Source organism: Streptomyces sp. NPDC058195, assembly GCF_042883525.1.
GTDB lineage: Bacteria > Actinomycetota > Actinomycetes > Streptomycetales > Streptomycetaceae > Streptomyces.
Window position 1 is genome coordinate 316,352 of the sequence record NZ_JBHVVM010000003.1, and the last position, 17,431, is coordinate 333,782.

The 17,431-nt window shown below is 72.4% G+C and carries 14 protein-coding genes; 8 read left to right on the forward strand and 6 right to left on the reverse strand.

All coding sequences use genetic code 11. The annotated features are described in order from the left end of the window. Positions 1-148 precede the first annotated feature (148 nt). Positions 149-1,450 (forward strand): extracellular solute-binding protein, encoded by a 1,302-nt coding sequence (locus tag ACFVWY_RS05525; RefSeq protein WP_389867574.1) that lies wholly within the window; start codon positions 149-151, stop codon positions 1,448-1,450. A gap of 75 nt (positions 1,451-1,525) precedes the next feature. Here ACFVWY_RS05525 and ACFVWY_RS05530 read toward each other — a convergent pair whose 3' ends face one another. After that, complete coding sequence (locus ACFVWY_RS05530; RefSeq protein ID WP_389867575.1) at positions 1,526-2,671, reverse strand: glycosyltransferase; 1,146 nt, start codon at positions 2,669-2,671, stop codon at positions 1,526-1,528. Positions 2,672-2,901: 230 nt separating this feature from the next. Here ACFVWY_RS05530 and ACFVWY_RS05535 point away from each other — a divergent pair, with 230 nt between their 5' ends. Then, positions 2,902-3,417: a hypothetical protein gene (locus tag ACFVWY_RS05535; RefSeq protein ID WP_389867577.1), complete on the forward strand. Its 516-nt coding sequence runs from the start codon at positions 2,902-2,904 to the stop codon at positions 3,415-3,417. Between the two features lie 83 nt (positions 3,418-3,500). Here the strand turns inward: ACFVWY_RS05535 and ACFVWY_RS05540 are convergent, their stop codons facing one another. The 3 genes from ACFVWY_RS05540 to htpG form a co-directional block, all read right to left on the reverse strand. Continuing rightward, positions 3,501-4,850, reverse strand: a complete 1,350-nt coding sequence (locus tag ACFVWY_RS05540) for an MFS transporter (protein ID WP_389867579.1) — start codon at positions 4,848-4,850, stop codon at positions 3,501-3,503. A gap of 215 nt (positions 4,851-5,065) precedes the next feature. Beyond that, complete coding sequence (locus ACFVWY_RS05545; protein ID WP_389867581.1) at positions 5,066-6,550, reverse strand: MFS transporter; 1,485 nt, start codon at positions 6,548-6,550, stop codon at positions 5,066-5,068. Between the two features lie 123 nt (positions 6,551-6,673). After that, positions 6,674-8,611 carry a molecular chaperone HtpG gene (htpG, locus tag ACFVWY_RS05550; protein WP_389867583.1) on the reverse strand — a complete coding sequence of 646 codons (1,938 nt, stop codon included), beginning with the start codon at positions 8,609-8,611 and terminating at the stop codon, positions 6,674-6,676. Here htpG and ACFVWY_RS05555 point away from each other — a divergent pair. Both ACFVWY_RS05555 and ACFVWY_RS05560 read left to right on the forward strand, forming a co-directional pair. Next, positions 8,549-8,749 (forward strand): hypothetical protein, encoded by a 201-nt coding sequence (locus ACFVWY_RS05555; RefSeq protein WP_389867753.1) that lies wholly within the window; start codon positions 8,549-8,551, stop codon positions 8,747-8,749. The genes htpG and ACFVWY_RS05555 overlap by 63 nt on opposite strands. A 158-nt stretch (positions 8,750-8,907) precedes the next feature. Further along, positions 8,908-10,629, forward strand: coding sequence for a hypothetical protein (locus tag ACFVWY_RS05560; RefSeq protein ID WP_389867584.1), 1,722 nt, complete (start codon positions 8,908-8,910; stop codon positions 10,627-10,629). A gap of 13 nt (positions 10,630-10,642) precedes the next feature. Here the strand turns inward: ACFVWY_RS05560 and ACFVWY_RS05565 are convergent, their stop codons facing one another. Continuing rightward, complete coding sequence (locus tag ACFVWY_RS05565; protein WP_389867586.1) at positions 10,643-12,817, reverse strand: hypothetical protein; 2,175 nt, start codon at positions 12,815-12,817, stop codon at positions 10,643-10,645. Beyond that, positions 12,814-13,275: a hypothetical protein gene (locus ACFVWY_RS05570; protein WP_389867588.1), complete on the reverse strand. Its 462-nt coding sequence runs from the start codon at positions 13,273-13,275 to the stop codon at positions 12,814-12,816. The genes ACFVWY_RS05565 and ACFVWY_RS05570 overlap by 4 nt, the downstream gene beginning before the upstream one ends. A gap of 826 nt (positions 13,276-14,101) precedes the next feature. Here ACFVWY_RS05570 and ACFVWY_RS05575 point away from each other — a divergent pair. From ACFVWY_RS05575 to ACFVWY_RS05590, 4 genes are all read left to right on the forward strand, one after another. Continuing rightward, the gene (locus ACFVWY_RS05575; protein ID WP_389867590.1) at positions 14,102-14,494 is read left to right on the forward strand and encodes a molybdopterin-binding protein; all 393 of its coding nucleotides are present in this window, start codon (positions 14,102-14,104) and stop codon (positions 14,492-14,494) included. Between the two features lie 196 nt (positions 14,495-14,690). Then, on the forward strand, positions 14,691-15,503 hold the full coding sequence (gene modA / locus ACFVWY_RS05580; RefSeq protein ID WP_389867592.1) for a molybdate ABC transporter substrate-binding protein: 813 nt from the start codon (positions 14,691-14,693) through the stop codon (positions 15,501-15,503). Further along, entirely contained in the window at positions 15,500-16,357 is an 858-nt protein-coding gene (locus ACFVWY_RS05585) for an ABC transporter permease (RefSeq protein WP_389867594.1), read from the forward strand. Before modA ends, ACFVWY_RS05585 begins: the two co-directional genes overlap by 4 nt. Continuing rightward, positions 16,354-17,430 (forward strand): ABC transporter ATP-binding protein, encoded by a 1,077-nt coding sequence (locus ACFVWY_RS05590; RefSeq protein ID WP_389867595.1) that lies wholly within the window; start codon positions 16,354-16,356, stop codon positions 17,428-17,430. Before ACFVWY_RS05585 ends, ACFVWY_RS05590 begins: the two co-directional genes overlap by 4 nt. Position 17,431: the final 1 nt, after the last annotated feature.

Consider the following 17,431-nt stretch of genomic DNA (forward strand, 5'->3'; position numbering starts at 1 on the left):
AGCGCCCCCACGGCCCCGCCCGCCGGTCACGCCGTACGCGCCATCCCCGGCACCCGGCGCTGACCGCCGCCGCCACCGCCGACCGCCGACCGCCGACCGCGGCACCCTTCCCCACCCCCGCTTCTCACCTTCGTACGGAGAAACCCTCATGACCAGGTTCGACCTCAGCCGACGCAGCGCGCTTCGGATGTTCTCCCTCGGCGCCCTCGGGGTCGCGGGCTCCGGGGCGCTGAGCGCCTGCGCTCCGTCCCTCGCCGGATCGAACTCCAACGGCGGCGACACCGGCGCCAAGGACTTCCGCTTCACGTCCTGGTCGATGAACGAGGAGGCCAACAGACCCGCGGTCGAGAAGATCGTCACGGACTGGGAGAAACTCAAGTCCACCAGCATCAAGACGACTTCGTACCCGTACAACGAGTACCTGAGCCAGCTCACCGTCAAGCTGGGCGGCGGAGAGATCACCGGCGCGGTCCAGCTCGACATCGCCTGGCTCGGCACCGTCGCCCAGACCGGCAAGCTCGCCAACCTGGCGACGACGGCCCCGAACGGCGACTACACGGACGTGGCGCTGGAGAGCGGTACGTACAACGGGAAGCAGCTCGGGCTGCCGTGGACCACCGGATCGATCGGCCTGGTCGCCAACGGAAAGCTGCTGGACCAGGCGGGAATCACCAAGCACCCCACCACGACTGAGGAGTTCGAGTCGGTCCTGCGTGAACTGAAGGCGCTGGGTGGCGGCGTGGTGCCGTACGCCGCGGCGACGAAGGTGGCGCAGCTCAAGGACATCTTCCCGTGGATGCAGACCTTCGGCTGCACGCTCCTGGAAGGCAACCGGGTGACGATCGGCGACGACGCGTCGATCGACGCCGTCACCTGGTACAAGCGGCTCTACGACGAGCGGCTCATCTCCGCCGATGTGGACCGCTTCGACGCACGGGCCCTGTTCGCCCAGGGCAGGGCGGCGTTCTACGACGACGCCCTGGTGGGCAGGGGCGCGATCGTCTCGCAGACGAAGGACAAGAAGCTCGTCGGCGCGATGCAGCCGGTGACGCGTCCGGTGCTGCAGAAGGGCGACATCCCGCGGGCGCTGCTGTGGGGCCAGATCCTCGTCGTCGTGCGGGGCCACGGCCAGGACGCGGCCACCGAGTTCGCGCTGCACACCACCTCGGACAAGAAGACGGTCACCGAGTACTTCGAGAAGGTCGCGCTGCCGCCGACCACCACCGAGGGACTGGAGGACCCGAAGGTCCAGGGCGACGCCTTCACCACCGGCTGGACCGAGAAGATCACCGGTACGGCGACCGGCAGCCCGTTCTGGCGCTTCGCGAAGAGCGCCCAGATCGAGGAGGCGGTGGCCAAGCAGGTGCAGGCGGTGCTGGTCGGCTCGACCACGCCCAAGGAGGCCATGCGGGAGGCCAAGGACGCGGTCACGGACCTGACCCGGAGCTGACCTGCCGGGACTGACCGGCGGACGGGGCGGCCGGGCCGGGTGCCCGGTCCGGCCGCCCCTGGCCATGACCGGTGGTCACCCGCCCAGAACGGCGAGCAGTTCGGCCGCGGAGGGGGCGGCTCCCATCTCCGCGGCCAGCGCCCCCGCCCGATCCCGGAACGACGGCTCCGCGAGGATCTGTTCGATGGCGGCACCGACGCTCCGTACGTCGTCGGGGCTCAGCACCGCCGACTCGTCACCCCGCGCGCCCGCCGGGGTGACGGCCTTCCCCGCTCCCGACCCGGCCACCAGCCGCGCGTTCTCCGGCTGATCGGCGAAGAGAGGAACGCAGACCAGCGGGACACCGGCCGCGAGGGCGCCGTAGACCGTTCCCGACCCGCCGTGGCACACCACGAGGGACGCGTGGCGCAGCACGTCCTCCTGCGGCACCCATGACTCCACGTGGACGTGCGGCGGCTGCGGTCCGAGGTCCGCGGGATCAAGGTGGTGCCCGGTCGTGAGCAACACGCGCACCGGCAGCGCCCCGACCGCATCCAGCAGGCCCCGGTACAGCCCGGCCGCGGTCGGCAGCGCTCCCGCCTCGGAGCCGAGCGTGAGGTGGACCAGCGGCTCGTCCGCCCCGCCCCACCAGTCCGGCAGCGCCCCCGGCCGGGAGGCGTCGTGGTAGCGGTGGGTCACGTCGTACGGGGACGGGTCCAAAGTGGCGGGCAGCCGGGTCAGGTACGGGGACGCGAGGAGCCCCCGCGCGATGCCGGGGCCGTAGGCGTCGAGCACCGGGCCCACCAGCGGGTCGGTGGCCGCGGTGAAGAGCCCGGCGGAGACCGCGACGCGGGCGTGCGGGACGCCGTGGCGCCCGGCCGCCACGACGGAGGAGAACTCGAACGTCTCGTGCAGGACCAGATCGGGCCGCCAGTCCCGGCATGCCTGCTCCATCGCGGGGAGCATCGCGGCGGTGCAGAGCCGCCCGAAACCCTCCGAGACCATCAGGGAGACCCCGTCGTCCGGGGAAAGCGTCATCGCCCGCGCTCTGATCTGGGCCATGGCCTCCTGCGGCGGCTCCCCGCCGATGCGGTACGGCTGTTTGCGGGCCGCGAGTACCGGTTCGAGCGCGGAGGGGGCCACGACGAGAACGTCGTCGCCGCGCGCCGCGCACGCGTCGATGAGGGGAACGAGTGGGTAGAAGTGGCCCGCGCCGCGGGTCGAGGCGAAAAGTACACGCATGGGACTGAGCGTAGATTTCCCCACCCTCCACCCACAGGGGTACTTTCCGCCTGATTCCGGCGGGTTATTGGCGTTTGATCCGCTGTGCCCCGCCAAGGGTGCACGCGTCGCCCACCGGACTCTTCGTCCCGGCTGTCGTACCCCTGTGCCAGGCTCCCTCCTGAGCGCTGGCCAAGGCGTTCACCGACCGGAGCCGTTCGCGGCCCCGGGGCTGTCGAAGGAGAACGCCCATGTCCGGCACCGATGTCGTCGCCACGTCTCTGGCCGCCACCGCGGCCCTGCTCGCCCCGGCTCATCCGGCTGTCGCCGAGCGGGTACTGCTCGCCCACGACGACCCGGAGGGCTATGTGCGCGCGTACGCGGACGAGTTGGAGGAGCGGAGCGTCTACGAGCCCGTACCGGAGCTCCCCCGGATAGCGCTCGTCGACGCCCTGTACGCGCACGGGCTGCTCGCCGAGTTCGACTGGAAGGAGCATCCGGAGGAGATCCGGGCCCAGTTGCGCCTGCTGGGCTCCGCTCCGACCGCCGATCCCTGGGTGCTGTTCGAGGACGGTGACCTGCGTCTGGCGACGTACGACTTCCTGGAGGTCTGCGGTCGCCGCTACCGCGATGTCGGCGCGGCGCTCGCCGTGATCGATCTGGAGTCGGACTGCTATCCGGTGGTGTGTCTGCGGGCGGCGCGGGCGGCGGAGCTCACCTCGCTCGCCGGGCGCGCGGGCATCGCCGTGCATGCCCTCGGTGCCTGAGCCGGGCAGGCCCCGGACTCAGGCGCGGGGCAGGCCCCGGACTCAGGACCGGACAAGTCCCCTGCTCCTGAGCGGTGTTCCGGTCAGGAGCTGCGGGCCCGGGTGGCGAGCACGGCCGCCAGGATGCCCGGCACCAGCAGCAGCCCGAACGCGGCGGCGTAGCCGGCGTGGTCGTTCGATCCTGCGCTCAGAAAGGCGTTGAAGACGGCGGAGGCGACGCCCAGGACCAGGATCTGGCCCAGATTCTGGTTGGTCTGCATGGCGCTGCTGGCGTAGCCCTGCCGGCCGTGGGGGGCGTGGGTGAGGGAGAGCACGGTCAGAGAGGGAGCGAGCAGGCCCATGCCGCTCGCGGCGACGACCATCGACGAGGCGGCGATGACCGGTGGCATTCCGGGCAGCGATCCGACGGCGGCGAGCACCACCGCCGCCGCCTGCACCGACGCGCCCACCACGACCAGGCGGTGCCGCGGGGTCCGTTGCGGCAGCCGGCCCTGCACCCAGGAGGCGGCCGCCCAGGCCAGCGCGGCACCGGTGAAGGCCAGCCCCGTCACGACCGGGGCCACGTCGCGGCCGGTGACCAGCATCAGCGGCACCAGTGCCTCCAGCGTGAAGAACACTCCCGAACTCAGCCCGCGCAGCAGCACCGTGGCGGGCAGACCGCGCGCGGCGCGCCAGGTGCCCGTCGGCAGCAGCTGGGAGACGAACAGCACCAGCAGAGCCAGCCCCGCCGCCGCGAACAGCAGATGGCGCGTGTCCCAGCCCGACGCTCCGTACTGGCCGAGCGCGGCGCCCGCGCTCACCGCCAGTGCCACCATCAGTGAGGGGCGCGGCGTGTCGTCCTGGACGGGCACGGATGCGGGCTGCCAGGAACGGCGGCGCAGCACGGCGACGACCGCCAGGGCCGGGAGCGCTGTCAGGGCGGCCAGACCGTAGAACACCGCACGCCAGGACCACCATTCGGCGGCCAGCCCGGCCAGCGGCGGCCCGACCAGCGACGGGATGATCCAGCAGGCGCTCATCAGGGCCAGGGCCCGTGGCTGGAGCCGGTCGGGGTAGGCCTGGCCGATCGCCGCGTTGATGGACACCGCGATCATGCCGCCCGCGACTCCGTCCACGAAACGCCCGGCGGCCAGCTGCCAGACCGAGCCGCTGGCGGCCGATACCAGCAAGGTGAGCACCGCCAGCACCATGCCCACCGCCAGCGGGCGATGCGCCCCGGAGCGGTCCGCCCAGTGCCCGCCCAGCACCCCGCCCAGCAGGCTCGCGGCCACGAAACAGCCCGCCACCAGCGGGAAGAGCTCCACCCCGTCCAGGTCCCGGACCGCTGTCGGCAGCGTGGGCACCACGGCGAGCGCCGCGAGCCCGGTCAGGAACATCACCGCGGCGAAGCCCGCGGTCGCCGCCCGGTACGTCCGCGAGAACAGCCCTTCCACGGCGTCGGGCCCCGGGGACGCGCCCCCGGAGGCGCCACGGCGGGCGGGTCCGGTGAGCCGCTTCGTGACCGGTGGGGTGAAAGGCGTGGATACGGCGGGCGATGTGCTTTCGGGGGCATCAGTCACAGGCCGACAAACTATGCGGCTCCGTAAGGCGTCCGCCACTGGATTTCCCCGTCCTCCCCCGCCTGGCGGGCCGGTCAGTTGTCGGCCGGTCAGTTGTCAGCTGGTTCGGCCGAGGTGGCCTCGGTGGCGGGCCGGGCCGCGGCGGACGCGGCGTGGTCGTGTCCGGGCAGGAAGGCCGCGACGAGGAACGCCACCAGCGCGGCACCGGCGCCGATCGCCAGGACGGTGCGGAAGCCGTTCTCCGACGGGACGTCGAGCGGTCCGAACCGGGTGGTCATCTGGGCGAGGACCACGCCCGCCGCCGCACTGGCGGCGGAGGTGCCGATGGCCCGGGTGAGGGTGTTGAAGCTGTTGGCGGCGGCGGTCTCGAAGACCGGCACCGCGGCCATGATCAGTGCGGGCATGGCGCCGTAGGCGAGGCCGATCCCCGCCCCGATCACGGCCGAGACCAGCAGGAGCTCCCAGATCTCGGACATCAGGACCATGCCCAGCAGATATCCGGCGGCGACCACGACGGCCCCGGTCATCAGCGTCGCCTTCGGCCCCCGGGTCCGGGAGATGCGCGCCGACAGCGGTGCGACCGCCATCATGACGAGCCCGGACGGCCCCATGACCAGACCCACGGTCAGCAGCGAGGATCCCAGGCCGTATCCGGTGGCCTTCGGCAGCTGGATGACCTGGGGCAGAACGAGGGAGACCGCGAACATCGCGAAGCCGAACACCGCCGAGGCGATGTTCGTCAGCAGCACCTGCCGCCGGGCGGCGGTCCGGAGGTCGACCAGCGGCTGTCCGATCCGCAGCTCCCAGCGGCCCCACACCGCCAGGATGAGGAGCGAGACACCGATCAGACCGAGTGTCCACCCGCTGCCCCAGCCCCAGGCGGCTCCTTTGGAGACCGCGAGGAGCAGACAGAGCAGGGCAGCGGACAGCCCGGCCGCGCCCACCAGGTCGAATCGTCCGCCGGTACACACCCGCGACTCCGGCACCAGCGCCAGGACGAGCACGGTGGCGACCGCTCCCATGCAGGCCGCCACCCAGAACAGCACGTGCCAGTCGACCCGTTCGGCGAGGAAGGCGGCCGCGGGCAGTCCGAGGGCACCGCCGATCCCCAGGGAGGCTCCCATCAGCGCGATCGCCGAGCCGAGCCGCTCGGCGGGCAGTTCGTCCCGCATGATGCTGATGCCCAGCGGGATGACGCCGGAGGCGAGGCCCTGGAGGGTGCGGCCGACGATCATCGGACCGAGGCCGTCGCTGAGCGCGGCGACCACGGAACCGGCCACCAGCAGGAACAGGCTGGCCAGCAGCATGCGCCGCTTGCCGTACATGTCCCCGAGCCGGCCCATCACCGGGGTGGCGACCGCTCCGGCGAGCAGGGTGGCGGTGATCGCCCAGGTCGCGTCGGAGGGCGAGGCGTGCAGCAGCTCGGGCAGCTCGGGCACCAGCGGGATCACGACCGTCTGCATCAGGGAGACGACGATCCCGGAGAAGGCGAGCACGGCGACCAGACGGTCCGCCGCTTCGGGCCGGGTCTCCGAGGGCCGGCCTGCGGCCGGGGGCGGGGCACTGGATTTCACGGAGGCCTCCGTTGCGGCGTGCGTTCGGATGGACGGCGGCGCGCGATCGGGCCCCGTCCCATACGGTCCGGCCGGTGGGACGCGCCTCGGCGGTGCGAGGCGCGTCCTACCGCGCGGTGCTGGTTACAGGGTGCGTTCCAGCCGGTCGGCCATCAGCCGGACGAAGCGCGAGGGATCGGCCAGTTCGCCGCCCTCGGCCAGCAGCGCCAGGTCGTGCAGGAGCTCGGCCGTCTCCTCCAGCCCGGTGCCGACGGTCTCGCCCCGGGCGGCGTACGCCCCGTTGAGGCCGCTGACCAGGGGGTGTTCCGCGTTGAGTTCCAGGATGCGCTTGACCTGCGGCACTTCCTGGCCCATCGCGCGGTACATGTTCTCCAGGGCGGGCGTCACGTCGTGCGTGTCGGAGACGATGCAGGCGGGCGAGACCGTGAGGCGGGAGGAGAGCCGCACCTCCTTGACGGTGTCGCCCAGCCGCTCCGTCATCCAGCCGAGCAGGTCCGCGTACTCCTGCTGGCGGCCCTCTCGCTCGGTGGCCGCCTCCTTCTTCTCCTCCTCGGTGCCGAGGTCCACCTCGCCCTTGGCCACGGACCGCAGCTTCCTGCCGTCGAACTCGGGGTCCGCCTCGACCCACACCTCGTCGACGGGGTCGGTGAGCAGCAGCACCTCGACGCCCTTGGCCCGGAAGGCCTCCATGTGCGGAGAGTTCTCGATGGCCTGCCGGGACTCACCCGTCAGGTAGTAGATGTGCTCCTGCCCGTCCTTCATGCGGTCCACGTACTGCCGCAGCGTGGTCGGCTCGTCCTTGTCGTGGGTGGTGGCGAAGGACGAGATGGCGAGGATCGTCTCCCGGTTCTCGAAGTCGCTCAGCAGCCCCTCCTTGAGGACGCGGCCGAACTCCCGCCAGAACGTGGCGTACTGCTCCGGCTCGGCGGACATCATGTCCTTGACCGTCGACAGCACCTTCTTCGCCAGGCGCCGGTGCATCAGCTGGATCTGACGGTCCTGCTGGAGGATCTCGCGCGACACGTTGAGCGACAGGTCCTGGGCGTCCACGACACCCTTGACGAAGCGCAGGTACGGCGGCATCAGCGCTTCGCAGTCGTCCATGATGAAGACGCGCTTCACGTACAGCTGGATGCCGCGCTTGTACCCCTGCATGAACAGGTCGTGGGGCGCGTGCGAGGGGATGAAGAGGAGCGCCTGGTACTCGAAGGTGCCCTCCGCCTGGAGCCGGACGGTGGTGAGCGGATCGATCCAGTCGTGGCTGATGTGCTTGTACAGCTCGTGGTACTCGTCGTCGGAGACCTCGTCGCGCGAGCGCGCCCACAGGGCCTTCATCGAGTTCAGCGTCTCGGGCTCGCGCGGGGTGTCGTCGGCCCCCTCCCCGGCGGCCTCGGCACCCTCGGAAGCGGCCTCCGCGGCCATCCTGACCGGCCAGGTGATGAAGTCGGAGTACCGCTTGACGATCTCCCTGATCTTCCAGGGGGAGACGTAGTCGTGGAGCTGGTCGTCGGCGTCCTCCGGCTTGAGCCGGAGCGTGACCGCGGTCCCCTGCGGCGCGTCGTCGACGGTCTCGACGGTGTACGTACCCTCACCGGTCGAGGTCCACCGGGTGCCCCGGGCCTCACCGGCCCGCCGGGTCAGCAGGGTGACCTCGTCGGCCACCATGAAGCTGGAGTAGAAGCCGACGCCGAACTGGCCGATCAGCCCCTCGGCGTCGGCGGACCCCTCGGCCTCCTTGAGCTCGCGCAGGAACTTCGCGGTGCCCGAGTTGGCAATGGTCCCGATGAGCTGGACCACTTCGTCGTGGGACATTCCGATGCCGTTGTCCCGCACGGTCAGGGTGCGGGTCTGCCGGTCGGCCTCGATGGCGATGTGGAGGTCGGACACGTCCGCGCCGAGCGAGTCGTCGCGCAGTGCTTCGAGCCGCAACTTGTCGAGCGCGTCGGAGGCGTTGGAGACGAGTTCGCGCAGGAACACGTCTTTGTTCGAGTAGATCGAGTGGATCATCATCTGCAGAAGCTGTCGCGCTTCCACCTGAAACTCGAACGTCTCAGTGGGCATAATTCCGTGATTCCTTCTCAGGTCCGCGGTCTGGGAACTGGCCTGAGCACTTTAGATCAGCTGGTCATGACACCGGACAGCTTCCGCCAACTGCTCGCCGCGTTGGATACGGTGTACGCGATCGCCCGCGCCGCATGAATCCTCCCGAGGGATTGCACAACAGCTTGAATTACGTTAGAGGAACCATCAGCCACGAGCCACGAGCCACGAGCCACGAGCCACGAGCCACGAGCCACGAGCCACGAGCCACGAGCCACGAGCCACGAGCCACGAGCCACGAGTCCCTTGGAGTGGCCATGCACGCCCGGCAGTCCCGCCCCGTCCTCGTCGGACCGGACGCCGGCCGCTGGAGGACGTTCCGGAGTGAGAAGACCCTGGTCGTAGCCGCCCGCACCGTCACTTCGACCGCGCGGGTGCTCGAATGCCTGCCCGCGCTGCTGCGCGGGGACACCAGGGTGACCGTCGTCTTCGCCTACGACTCGACCTCCGCCTTCAGCGACGGGGTACTGGACCTGCTCCACGACGCGGGATGCCAGGTGATCGCGTGGGACCAGCTCGCCACCGCGGCGCCCGACCTCATCGTCTCCGCGAGCGAGAACGTCGACGTACCGGACGGGGACTGTCCCGCACTCGTACTGCCCCACGGGATCGGGTTCCAGAAGCACGTGCCGGATTCGCGGGCACCGCGCAGCCGTCTGTCCGGTATGGTGCCCGACCGGCTCCTGGAGTCCGGCCGGGCCTGGCTGGCCGTCTCGCACCCGGGGCAGGAGGAGCAACTGCTCTCCACCCACCCGAAGGCGTCCGGGCGCACCCTGCTCATCGGCGACCCGGCCTTCGACGACATGCTCGTCAGCCTGGACCGGTCCGCCGCGTACCGGACCGCTCTGGGCGTCCCGGACGGGCTGCGGCTCGTGGTGCTCAGCTCCACCTGGGGCCCCACCTCGCTGCTCGGGCAGCATCCCGGCCTGCCGGCCCGGCTGCTCGCCGCGCTGCCGTACGACGAGTTCCGGGTCGCCGCGATCGTCCACCCCAACGTCTGGTCGGGGCAGAGCCCCTGGCAGCTCCGTACCACGCTGGCCGCCGCCCTGGAGGCGGGGCTGATCCTGATCCCGCCCGTCCACGCCTGGCGCCCGGCGCTGGTCGCCGCCGACGCCGTCATCGGCGACCACGGTTCGGTGACGCTGTACGGCGCGGCCCTGGGCAAGCCGGTGCTGCTCGCCGCGTTCGGCAGCGACTCCGTGCCGGGCACGGCCGCGGACCGCCTCGGGCAGGCCGCGCCGCGGCTCGATCCGCTGGGCGACCTGGCCCGGCAGGTGGCGGACGTGGTCGGTACGCATACCGCGCAGCGCTATCGCGCGGTCGCGGACCAGGCCTTCGCGGAACCAGGACGGGCACTGCGCCATCTGCGCACCGCCCTCTACCGTCTGATGGGGCTGGCCGAGCCGTCCCCCGGGGTAGCGGACCGGGTGGCCCTGCCCACGCCCGGAGGGCCGGATTCCACCGGCGCGCCGGTGTCCTCGTGGACCGTGTCGAGCAGCACCCGTCCCGAGGGCGCACGGGCCATCGTCACCGTGCGCCGCCACCCCGCGGCCGTGTCCCGCGCCGATGGCCAGACGACGGCCGACGGGCTCACCCATCTCGCCTGCGACGACCGGGAGCGGGACCTGCGGCGGGTCGAGAGCGCGTCGGTCCTGACCCGGCGAGACCCCCTCCCCACGGCCGCCGGGGCACTGCGCTGGATCGAGGACACCCTGGCCCGCCTGCCCGGCTGCCGTCTCGCGGCGGTCACCCTGAGCACGGGCGGCTGTCTGGTCGGGCTGCGCGACGGCCGGATCGTCGAGGCAGCCGTCACCGGTCCCCCGGCGGACGCCGGTCTGCTGGCCGCGACCGTCTACACCCTGCTGCTCACCGGGAGCGCGCTGGAGAACGCCGAGGTGACCCTGCGCGTCGGCGACGTACGCGAGGAGGACGTCCTGCTCCGGTCACGCCCCGGGCCCGCCGCCGGTCCGCCGTGCTGAGGGCGCCTCGGCGTCAGCTCGTGCCGTCCAGTGCGTCCATCCGGCGGCGGACCTCCCCGGCCTGCGGACTGCCGCCCTCCTCGTAGATCTCCAGGGCGCGCGCCAGGCCTGCCCGTACCGCCCCGGGGTCGGCGCCCGCGCGCTCCCTGACGCCCGCCAGCGCCACCAGGGCCTGCGCCTCGTAGTGCGTCGCCCGCTGCGCGCGCAGTGCCTCGGCGGCCTCGCCCAGCGTACGGATCGCCTCGTCCGGCTCGCCAAGATGGTCGTGGACGAGGCCCATGGCGGCCAGGACCCTCGCCGCCATCCGCCGGTCGTCCAGTCCGGTCAGCCTCGTGTGGGCCCCGTCCAGCGTGGCCAGGGCCTGCCGGTGGTTACCGCTCGCGTCCTGGGCGCAGCCGAGGAAGTAGGCCGCGATGGCGGCGCCGCGTTCCTCGTGCGCCTCGGTGCTCAGCTCCCCCGCGCGCCGGTAGGCGTCCATGGCGCGGGAGAGGTCGAAGCGTTCCCAGTACCGGCCCGTGAACTCCTGCACGGAGGCCCGCACCACCAGGTCTCCCGAGACGTCCGCGCAGGCCGCGGCGGTATCGAGCGCACGACGTGCGGCGTCGTACTCGCCCAGGTCTATCAAGGGCCGGGACAGCAGGCTGCGGAGCCTGGCCTCGGCTGCCGGTTCCATGGCCGCGGCTGCCGCGGCGGCTCCCAGTTCGAGCGATTCCCGCCAGTCGCCGAGGTGCCGGTTGTGGAGGAACAGCACGGTGAACGCCTCGGCCAGCTGCCACGCCTCGGTGGCGAACGCCTCCTCACGGGCGGCGGCACGGAGCACGGCCAGGATGTTGTGGTGCTCCGCCTCCAGCCAGTCCAGGGGCTCCGGTCCGCCGTCGGCGGCGAAGGGGTCGGGCGCCGTGTCCAGGAGCCGGGCAAGGTCACCGACGCGCAGCCGGTCCTGCCGGATCGCGCGGTCCGCGAGCGCGGTGAGGGCCAGGTAGTGGGTCACCACCCGCCGCGTCAGGTCGAGGCGCGCGCCCCCGGATTCCTCGTCCTCGGCACGTTCCCGGGCATGGAGGCGCACCAGATCGTGGAAGCGGTAGCGGCCGTCCTCGTCCGCCGTGAGCAGCCGCGCCGCCGCCAGCTCCCTGAGCAACGTCCTGACGTGTGCGGTGTCGAGGTCCGCGGCGACCGCGGCGAGGCCGACGTCGAACGTGGTGCCCGGCAGCCAGCCCAGCAGCCGGTAGAGCCGGGCCTTCTCCGGTGCGAACTCGCGGTAGCCCAGATCGAGTACAGCGGACATCGACCGCTCCCTTCCGAGGGACATCCCGGCCAGTCGGCGGGACTCGTCCGACAGTTCCCCGGCCAGCTCCGCCATGGTGAGCCCCGGCTCGGTCTGAAGCCGGGCCGCCACGATGTGCAGAGCCACCGGCAGGCCGCCGCACAGCCCGACGAGCAGCTCGGCCGACTCCCGGTCCGCCTCCACGGCCGCCAGCCCGCAACGCTCGGCCAGCAGCTCCATCCCGCTGTGCCGGTCCAGCGGCTTCACCGGCATCATCCGGGCCCCGTCCAGGGCCAGTTCCCGGAGCGGCCCGCCGCTCGCGACCAGCAGGGCGCTGCCCTCCCCCTTGGGGATCAAGGGGGCCGCCTGGGCGGGCTGGCTCACATTGTCGAGGAAGACCAGCAGCCGCCGGTCCGCCGATCGCGACCGGAAGAGTACGGTGCGGTCGGCGAGTGACGCGGGGATGCACGCTTCGTCGACGCCCAGGGACCGCAGACAGCGGCGGACGGCCTCGGAGACGTCCCCGCCCTCGGTGTCGCCGCGCAGCGCCGCGAAGTCGACGTAGATCTGGCCGTCGGGGAAGAGTTCCTTCTTCTGCCCCGCCCAGCGCGAGACCAGCGCGGTCTTGCCGACGCCTGACATTCCGTACAGGGCTCCGAAGCCGACCTGTACGTCCGTCGAGCGGCCACTGCCCACCCAGGCGTCCAGCTCGGCCAGGCCCTCCAGGTGGTTGATGAACCGGAAGGCGAGCGGCGGGATCTCGTCCGGTCTGATGTCGAGTCCGGGCCTGGGCTGTTCCTGGACGTTGAAAGTGATGCCGCCGTGGATCCGGTGGGCCTGGAAACTCGGGCCGTAGACCTGCCCGGACAGGTCGTTGCGCAGATGTACCGGGTCGGCGCCACTGCCGGATCGCTCGCCGTTCACACCGCACCCGGACCCGGCTCGGGCGCGCGCGAACCGTACTGGTTGAAGATCGCACCGGTCAGGTTCTGGTGCGCGCCCTGGAAGACCGGGGCGTGCTGGGTTCCGCCGCTGACGGTGTTGTGCACCGTCAGGGTCGGCGCGGGCCCGCCGCCGGGGGCGATCTCGTCCAGCAGGTGTCGCAGGTCCCCGGCGGCGGACGGGTCGGCGCGCAGCGCTCGCCGGAGCCTGAGCCGCCATTCCTCCTCGATGTCGGCCGCGATTCCCGGCTCCGTGCCGTCCTGGGCGGCGACGAGCTCCGCGCGGGAGGCTTCGAGCTCTTCGTCCACCCCGTCGGTGTCCCCGCCTCGCGCGAGGAACCCGGCCACGCGCTGCCGCGCCTGTGCCCAGGCGTCGGAGACCATGAGCCCGACCAGGGCCGTCGCGCCCGTTGTCGCCAGCGCCGCCAACTCCGCTTCCACCGTTCCCCCGTTGCCTCGCCGTCGCGTCCACACGCGCCGGATCGTCCATTCCCTCCACGGTAGAGACCGGATGGACGGTTCGGAAGCGAACCCCCGGGCGCGGCGCGGCCGAGTTCCGGCCACAGCGGAACCGGTCACGGCCGGGTGGGCCCCGTGCGGACCTGCGCCCCGCGGCGGCGGCAGTGGTCCGTGCTCCGCTGCGGAACCGACGAGCCAGCTGCCTTCGGTGGCGGGAAGGGGACCGGCTCCTGGCTCCGGTCCGCCGGGAAGAGGCAGCGGTGTTCGGCGCCGCGGCGCACAGCCAGCTCCGCGCGGCCGCGTGCCGCGCCGGGAGTTTCACCGGCCGCCCCGGCCGGTGTGAGCGGTCGCGGCAGGAACGCGGCAAGGCTGCCCACACCCAGCCGGGTGGAGACGTACGCGCCCGTGCCCCGGCCCGCGGGGCGGCGGGCGGCGGGTGACGCGTGACGCGTGACGCGTGACGCGTGACGGCAGGATGCGTGGCGGCAGGATGCGTGACACATTCCCCGTCCCGGTAGCGAACGAGGGTCTCGGCGCCCGGCACGGCGGCGGGTGATCGGGCCGGTCCACGGACCTGCCGACCACACCGGCACCGAGTGCGGCGGTCGCGCCGTGAGGCAGCAGCCCGGACTCCTCGATGTGCGGCGGTCGCGCCGTACGGGAGCAGCCCGAACGCCTCTACGCGGATGCCGAGCGGCGCGCGCAGGGCACGGGGGCAGCCGCAGAAGTCGGCCGCTGCACGCGCGGGACTTCCCGGCGGAGGGGCTGCGGGCCGGGGAGCTCGGTGAAGGGGCCTATCTTGGCCGGTATGCAGTACTACACGATCGGTCAGGCGGCCCGGCTCCTCGGCGTGAGCCCCGACACCGCACGGCGATGGGCCGACGCGGGCCGGGTGGCCACGCATCGCGACGAGAGCGGGCGGCGGCTCGTCGAGGGCAAGGACCTCGCCGCCTTCTCCGTCGAGCTGGCCAAGGGCGGGGGCGAGGAGGAGACCTCGTACACCTCGGTCCGCAACGCCTTCCCCGGGATCGTCACCGCGGTCAAGCTCGGTGATGTCGCCGCCCAGGTGGAGATCCAGGCAGGACCGCACCGGCTGGTGTCGCTGCTGACGCGGGAGGCCGTGGAGGAACTGGGCCTGGAGGTCGGGATGGAGGCCACCGCCCGGGTCAAGTCGACCAGTGTGCACATCGACCGCGCCTGAGCGGGCCCGTACCCGGCGTGCCCCTGCCGCTCCATCGCCCGTACAAACGCACATGCGAGCCTGATAGATCACTTACCGGGCTCATGCAAAGCAACAGAAGACTTCACCCTCGCATCTGCGGCATTATCATCGGGTCGGCCCCGGTGGTGCCGGCAGACCGCAGACGTGTCCGTGAGGACCAGAGGGAGTGGAACTCGTGACATCCCGTACCGCACGCCAAACCCGTCGGACCCTTCAGACGGCCGGTGCGGGCGCCGCCGCGCTGCTGGCCCTGACCGCTTGTTCCTCGTCCGGCGCGGCCGACTCCGCCGCCCCGTCCTCCTCGGACAAGCTGTCCGGCACGGTGACCGTCTTCGCCGCGGCCTCGCTGAAGGAGAGCTTCACGGCCCTGGGCAGGACGTTCGAAAGCCGGCACCCGGGTACGAAGGTGACGTTCAGTTTCGGTGGCAGCGACTCCCTCGCCGCGAGCATCACCGGCGGCGCACCGGCCGATGTGTTCGCGGCGGCCAGCACCAGGACCATGAAGATCGTCACCGACGCGGGCGACGCCGCCGGGGCACCGGCCGCCTTCGTGCGCAACCAGCTGGAGATCGCCACCCTGCCGGGCAACCCCGACAAGGTCTCCTCGCTCAAGGACCTCACCGGTCCGGGCCTGAAGGTGGTGCTCTGTGCCAAGGAGGTGCCGTGCGGTGCCGCCGCGCAGAAAGCCCTCGACGCCGGGAAGATCAAGCTGACCCCGGTCTCCTACGAGCAGGACGTCAAGAGCGCCCTGACCAAGGTCGAGCTCAAGGAGGCCGACGCGGCGGTCGTGTACCGGACCGACGTGAAGGCGGCGGGTGACAAGGTGGAGGGCGTGGAGTTCCCCGAGTCGGCCGATGCCGTCAACGACTACCCGATCACCCTGCTGAAGAACGCCCCCAACGCCGCCGCGTCCAGGGCGTTCATCGCGCTGGTGCAGTCCGCCGAGGGCCAGAAGGTCCTGACCGGGGCCGGGTTCCTGAAGCCGTGACCCCGTCCGGCGAGCCCGACACCGCGAACGGCGCCCGGCGGGGCAGGGCGCGGCGTCACCGGGTCCGGGCGGGAGGGCGCGGCGCTCCGCTGCCCCTGCTCGTGCCCGCGCTGCTCGGCCTGGCGTTCCTGGTGCTGCCTCCGGCCGCGCTGCTGGTACGGGCACCGTGGCGCGACATGCCCGAGCAGCTGACCAGCCCCGAGGTATGGCAGGCGCTCCGGCTGTCGCTGGTCTGCGCCAGCGCCGCCACCGCGGTGAGCCTGGTCATCGGGGTGCCGCTGGCCTGGCTGCTGGCCAGGGTCGAATTCCGCGGTCGCGGTCTCGTACGTGCCCTGGTCACGCTGCCGCTCGTCCTGCCGCCGGTCGTGGGAGGTGTGGCGCTGCTGTCGGCGCTCGGCCGCAACGGCACCGTCGGGACGTGGCTGGACGCGTGGTTCGGCGTCACCCTGCCGTTCACCACCGCGGGGGTCGTGGTGGCGGAGGCCTTCGTGGCTATGCCGTTCCTGGTCATCAGCGTGGAGGGCACGCTGCGGGCCGCCGACCCGCGCTTCGAGGAGGCGGCGACGACACTGGGCGCCTCCCGCTTCACCGCGTTCCGGCGGGTCACGCTGCCGCTGATCGCGCCGGGCATCGCGGCGGGAGCGGTGCTGGCGTGGGCCCGCGCGCTCGGCGAGTTCGGAGCCACCATCACGTTCGCGGGCAACTTCCCCGGGCGTACCCAGACCATGCCCCTCGCCGTCTACCTCGCGCTGCAGAGCGACCCGGAGGCGGCGATCGCCCTCAGCCTGGTCCTGCTGGCCGTGTCCATCGCGGTGCTGGCCGGGCTGCGCGACCGTTGGATGACCGCAGGATGACCAGGAATCACGACGAACCGGCCGATGCCACCGCGGCGGGCCTCGATGCCCGCCTGGTGGTGGAGCGGGGGGCCTTCCGGCTCGATGTGGAGCTGCGCGTCGCCCCCGGCGAGGTGGTGGCGCTGCTCGGCCCGAACGGAGCGGGCAAGACCACGGCCCTGCGGGCGCTCGCCGGGCTGACCCCGCTCACCGGCGGCCATCTGCGGCTGGACGGAGCGGACCTGGAGCGTACGCCGCCGGAGACCCGGCCGGTCGGCGTCGTCTTCCAGGACTACCTCCTCTTCCCCCATCTGACCGCCCTGGACAACGTGGCGTTCGGGCCCCGCTGCCAGGGGATGTCCAAGGCACGGGCGCGCGCGGGGGCCGCCGAGTGGCTCAGCCGCCTGGGGCTCACGGACCACGCCGGGGTGCGGCCCCGGCGGCTCTCGGGCGGCCAGGCACAGCGGGTCGCGCTCGCCCGTGCCCTCGCCACCCGCCCGCGGCTGCTCCTCCTGGACGAGCCGCTCGCCGCTCTCGACGCCCGTACCCGCCTGGAGGTGCGCGGTCAGCTCCGGCGCCATCTGGCCGAGTTCGAGGCGGTGGCGGTGCTCGTCACGCACGACCCGCTCGACGCCATGGTCCTCGCCGACCGGCTGGTCGTGGTGGAGCGGGGCGCGGTCGTGCAGCAGGGCAGCCCGTCGGACATCGCCCGTCGTCCCCGTACGGACTACATCGCGCAGCTCGTCGGCCTGAACCTCTACCGGGGCCGCGCGGACGGCCATGAGGTGCGACTGGACGGCGGACCCGCCGTCACCGTCACGGAGGACCTGTCCGGGCCGGTCTTCGTGGCGTTCCCGCCGAGCGCCGTCACGCTCCACGGCAGCCGCCCCACCGCCTCCAGCGCCCGCAACGTGTGGCGCTGCGCGGTCGCCGGGCTGGAGACACACGGCGACCAGATCCGTGCCTCGCTCACCGGTGAGCTCCCGCTCGCCGCCGACCTGACCACGGTGGCCGCCGCCGAACTCGATCTGCGTCCGGGGGCGGAGGTCTGGGCGACGGTGAAAGCGGCGCAGACCCACGCGTACCCGGTGTGAG

What these genes read in the sequence shown, in the direction of transcription:
- htpG (WP_389867583.1), bottom strand. Translation starts at nt 8,611, where the DNA reads ATGCCCACTGAGACGTTCGAGTTTCAGGTGGAAGCGCGACAGCTTCTG.
- ACFVWY_RS05530 (WP_389867575.1), bottom strand. Translation starts at nt 2,671, where the DNA reads ATGCGTGTACTTTTCGCCTCGACCCGCGGCGCGGGCCACTTCTACCCA.
- ACFVWY_RS05575 (WP_389867590.1), top strand. Translation starts at nt 14,102, where the DNA reads ATGCAGTACTACACGATCGGTCAGGCGGCCCGGCTCCTCGGCGTGAGC.
- ACFVWY_RS05535 (WP_389867577.1), top strand. Translation starts at nt 2,902, where the DNA reads ATGTCCGGCACCGATGTCGTCGCCACGTCTCTGGCCGCCACCGCGGCC.
- ACFVWY_RS05560 (WP_389867584.1), top strand. Translation starts at nt 8,908, where the DNA reads ATGCACGCCCGGCAGTCCCGCCCCGTCCTCGTCGGACCGGACGCCGGC.
- ACFVWY_RS05525 (WP_389867574.1), top strand. Translation starts at nt 149, where the DNA reads ATGACCAGGTTCGACCTCAGCCGACGCAGCGCGCTTCGGATGTTCTCC.
- ACFVWY_RS05590 (WP_389867595.1), top strand. Translation starts at nt 16,354, where the DNA reads ATGACCAGGAATCACGACGAACCGGCCGATGCCACCGCGGCGGGCCTC.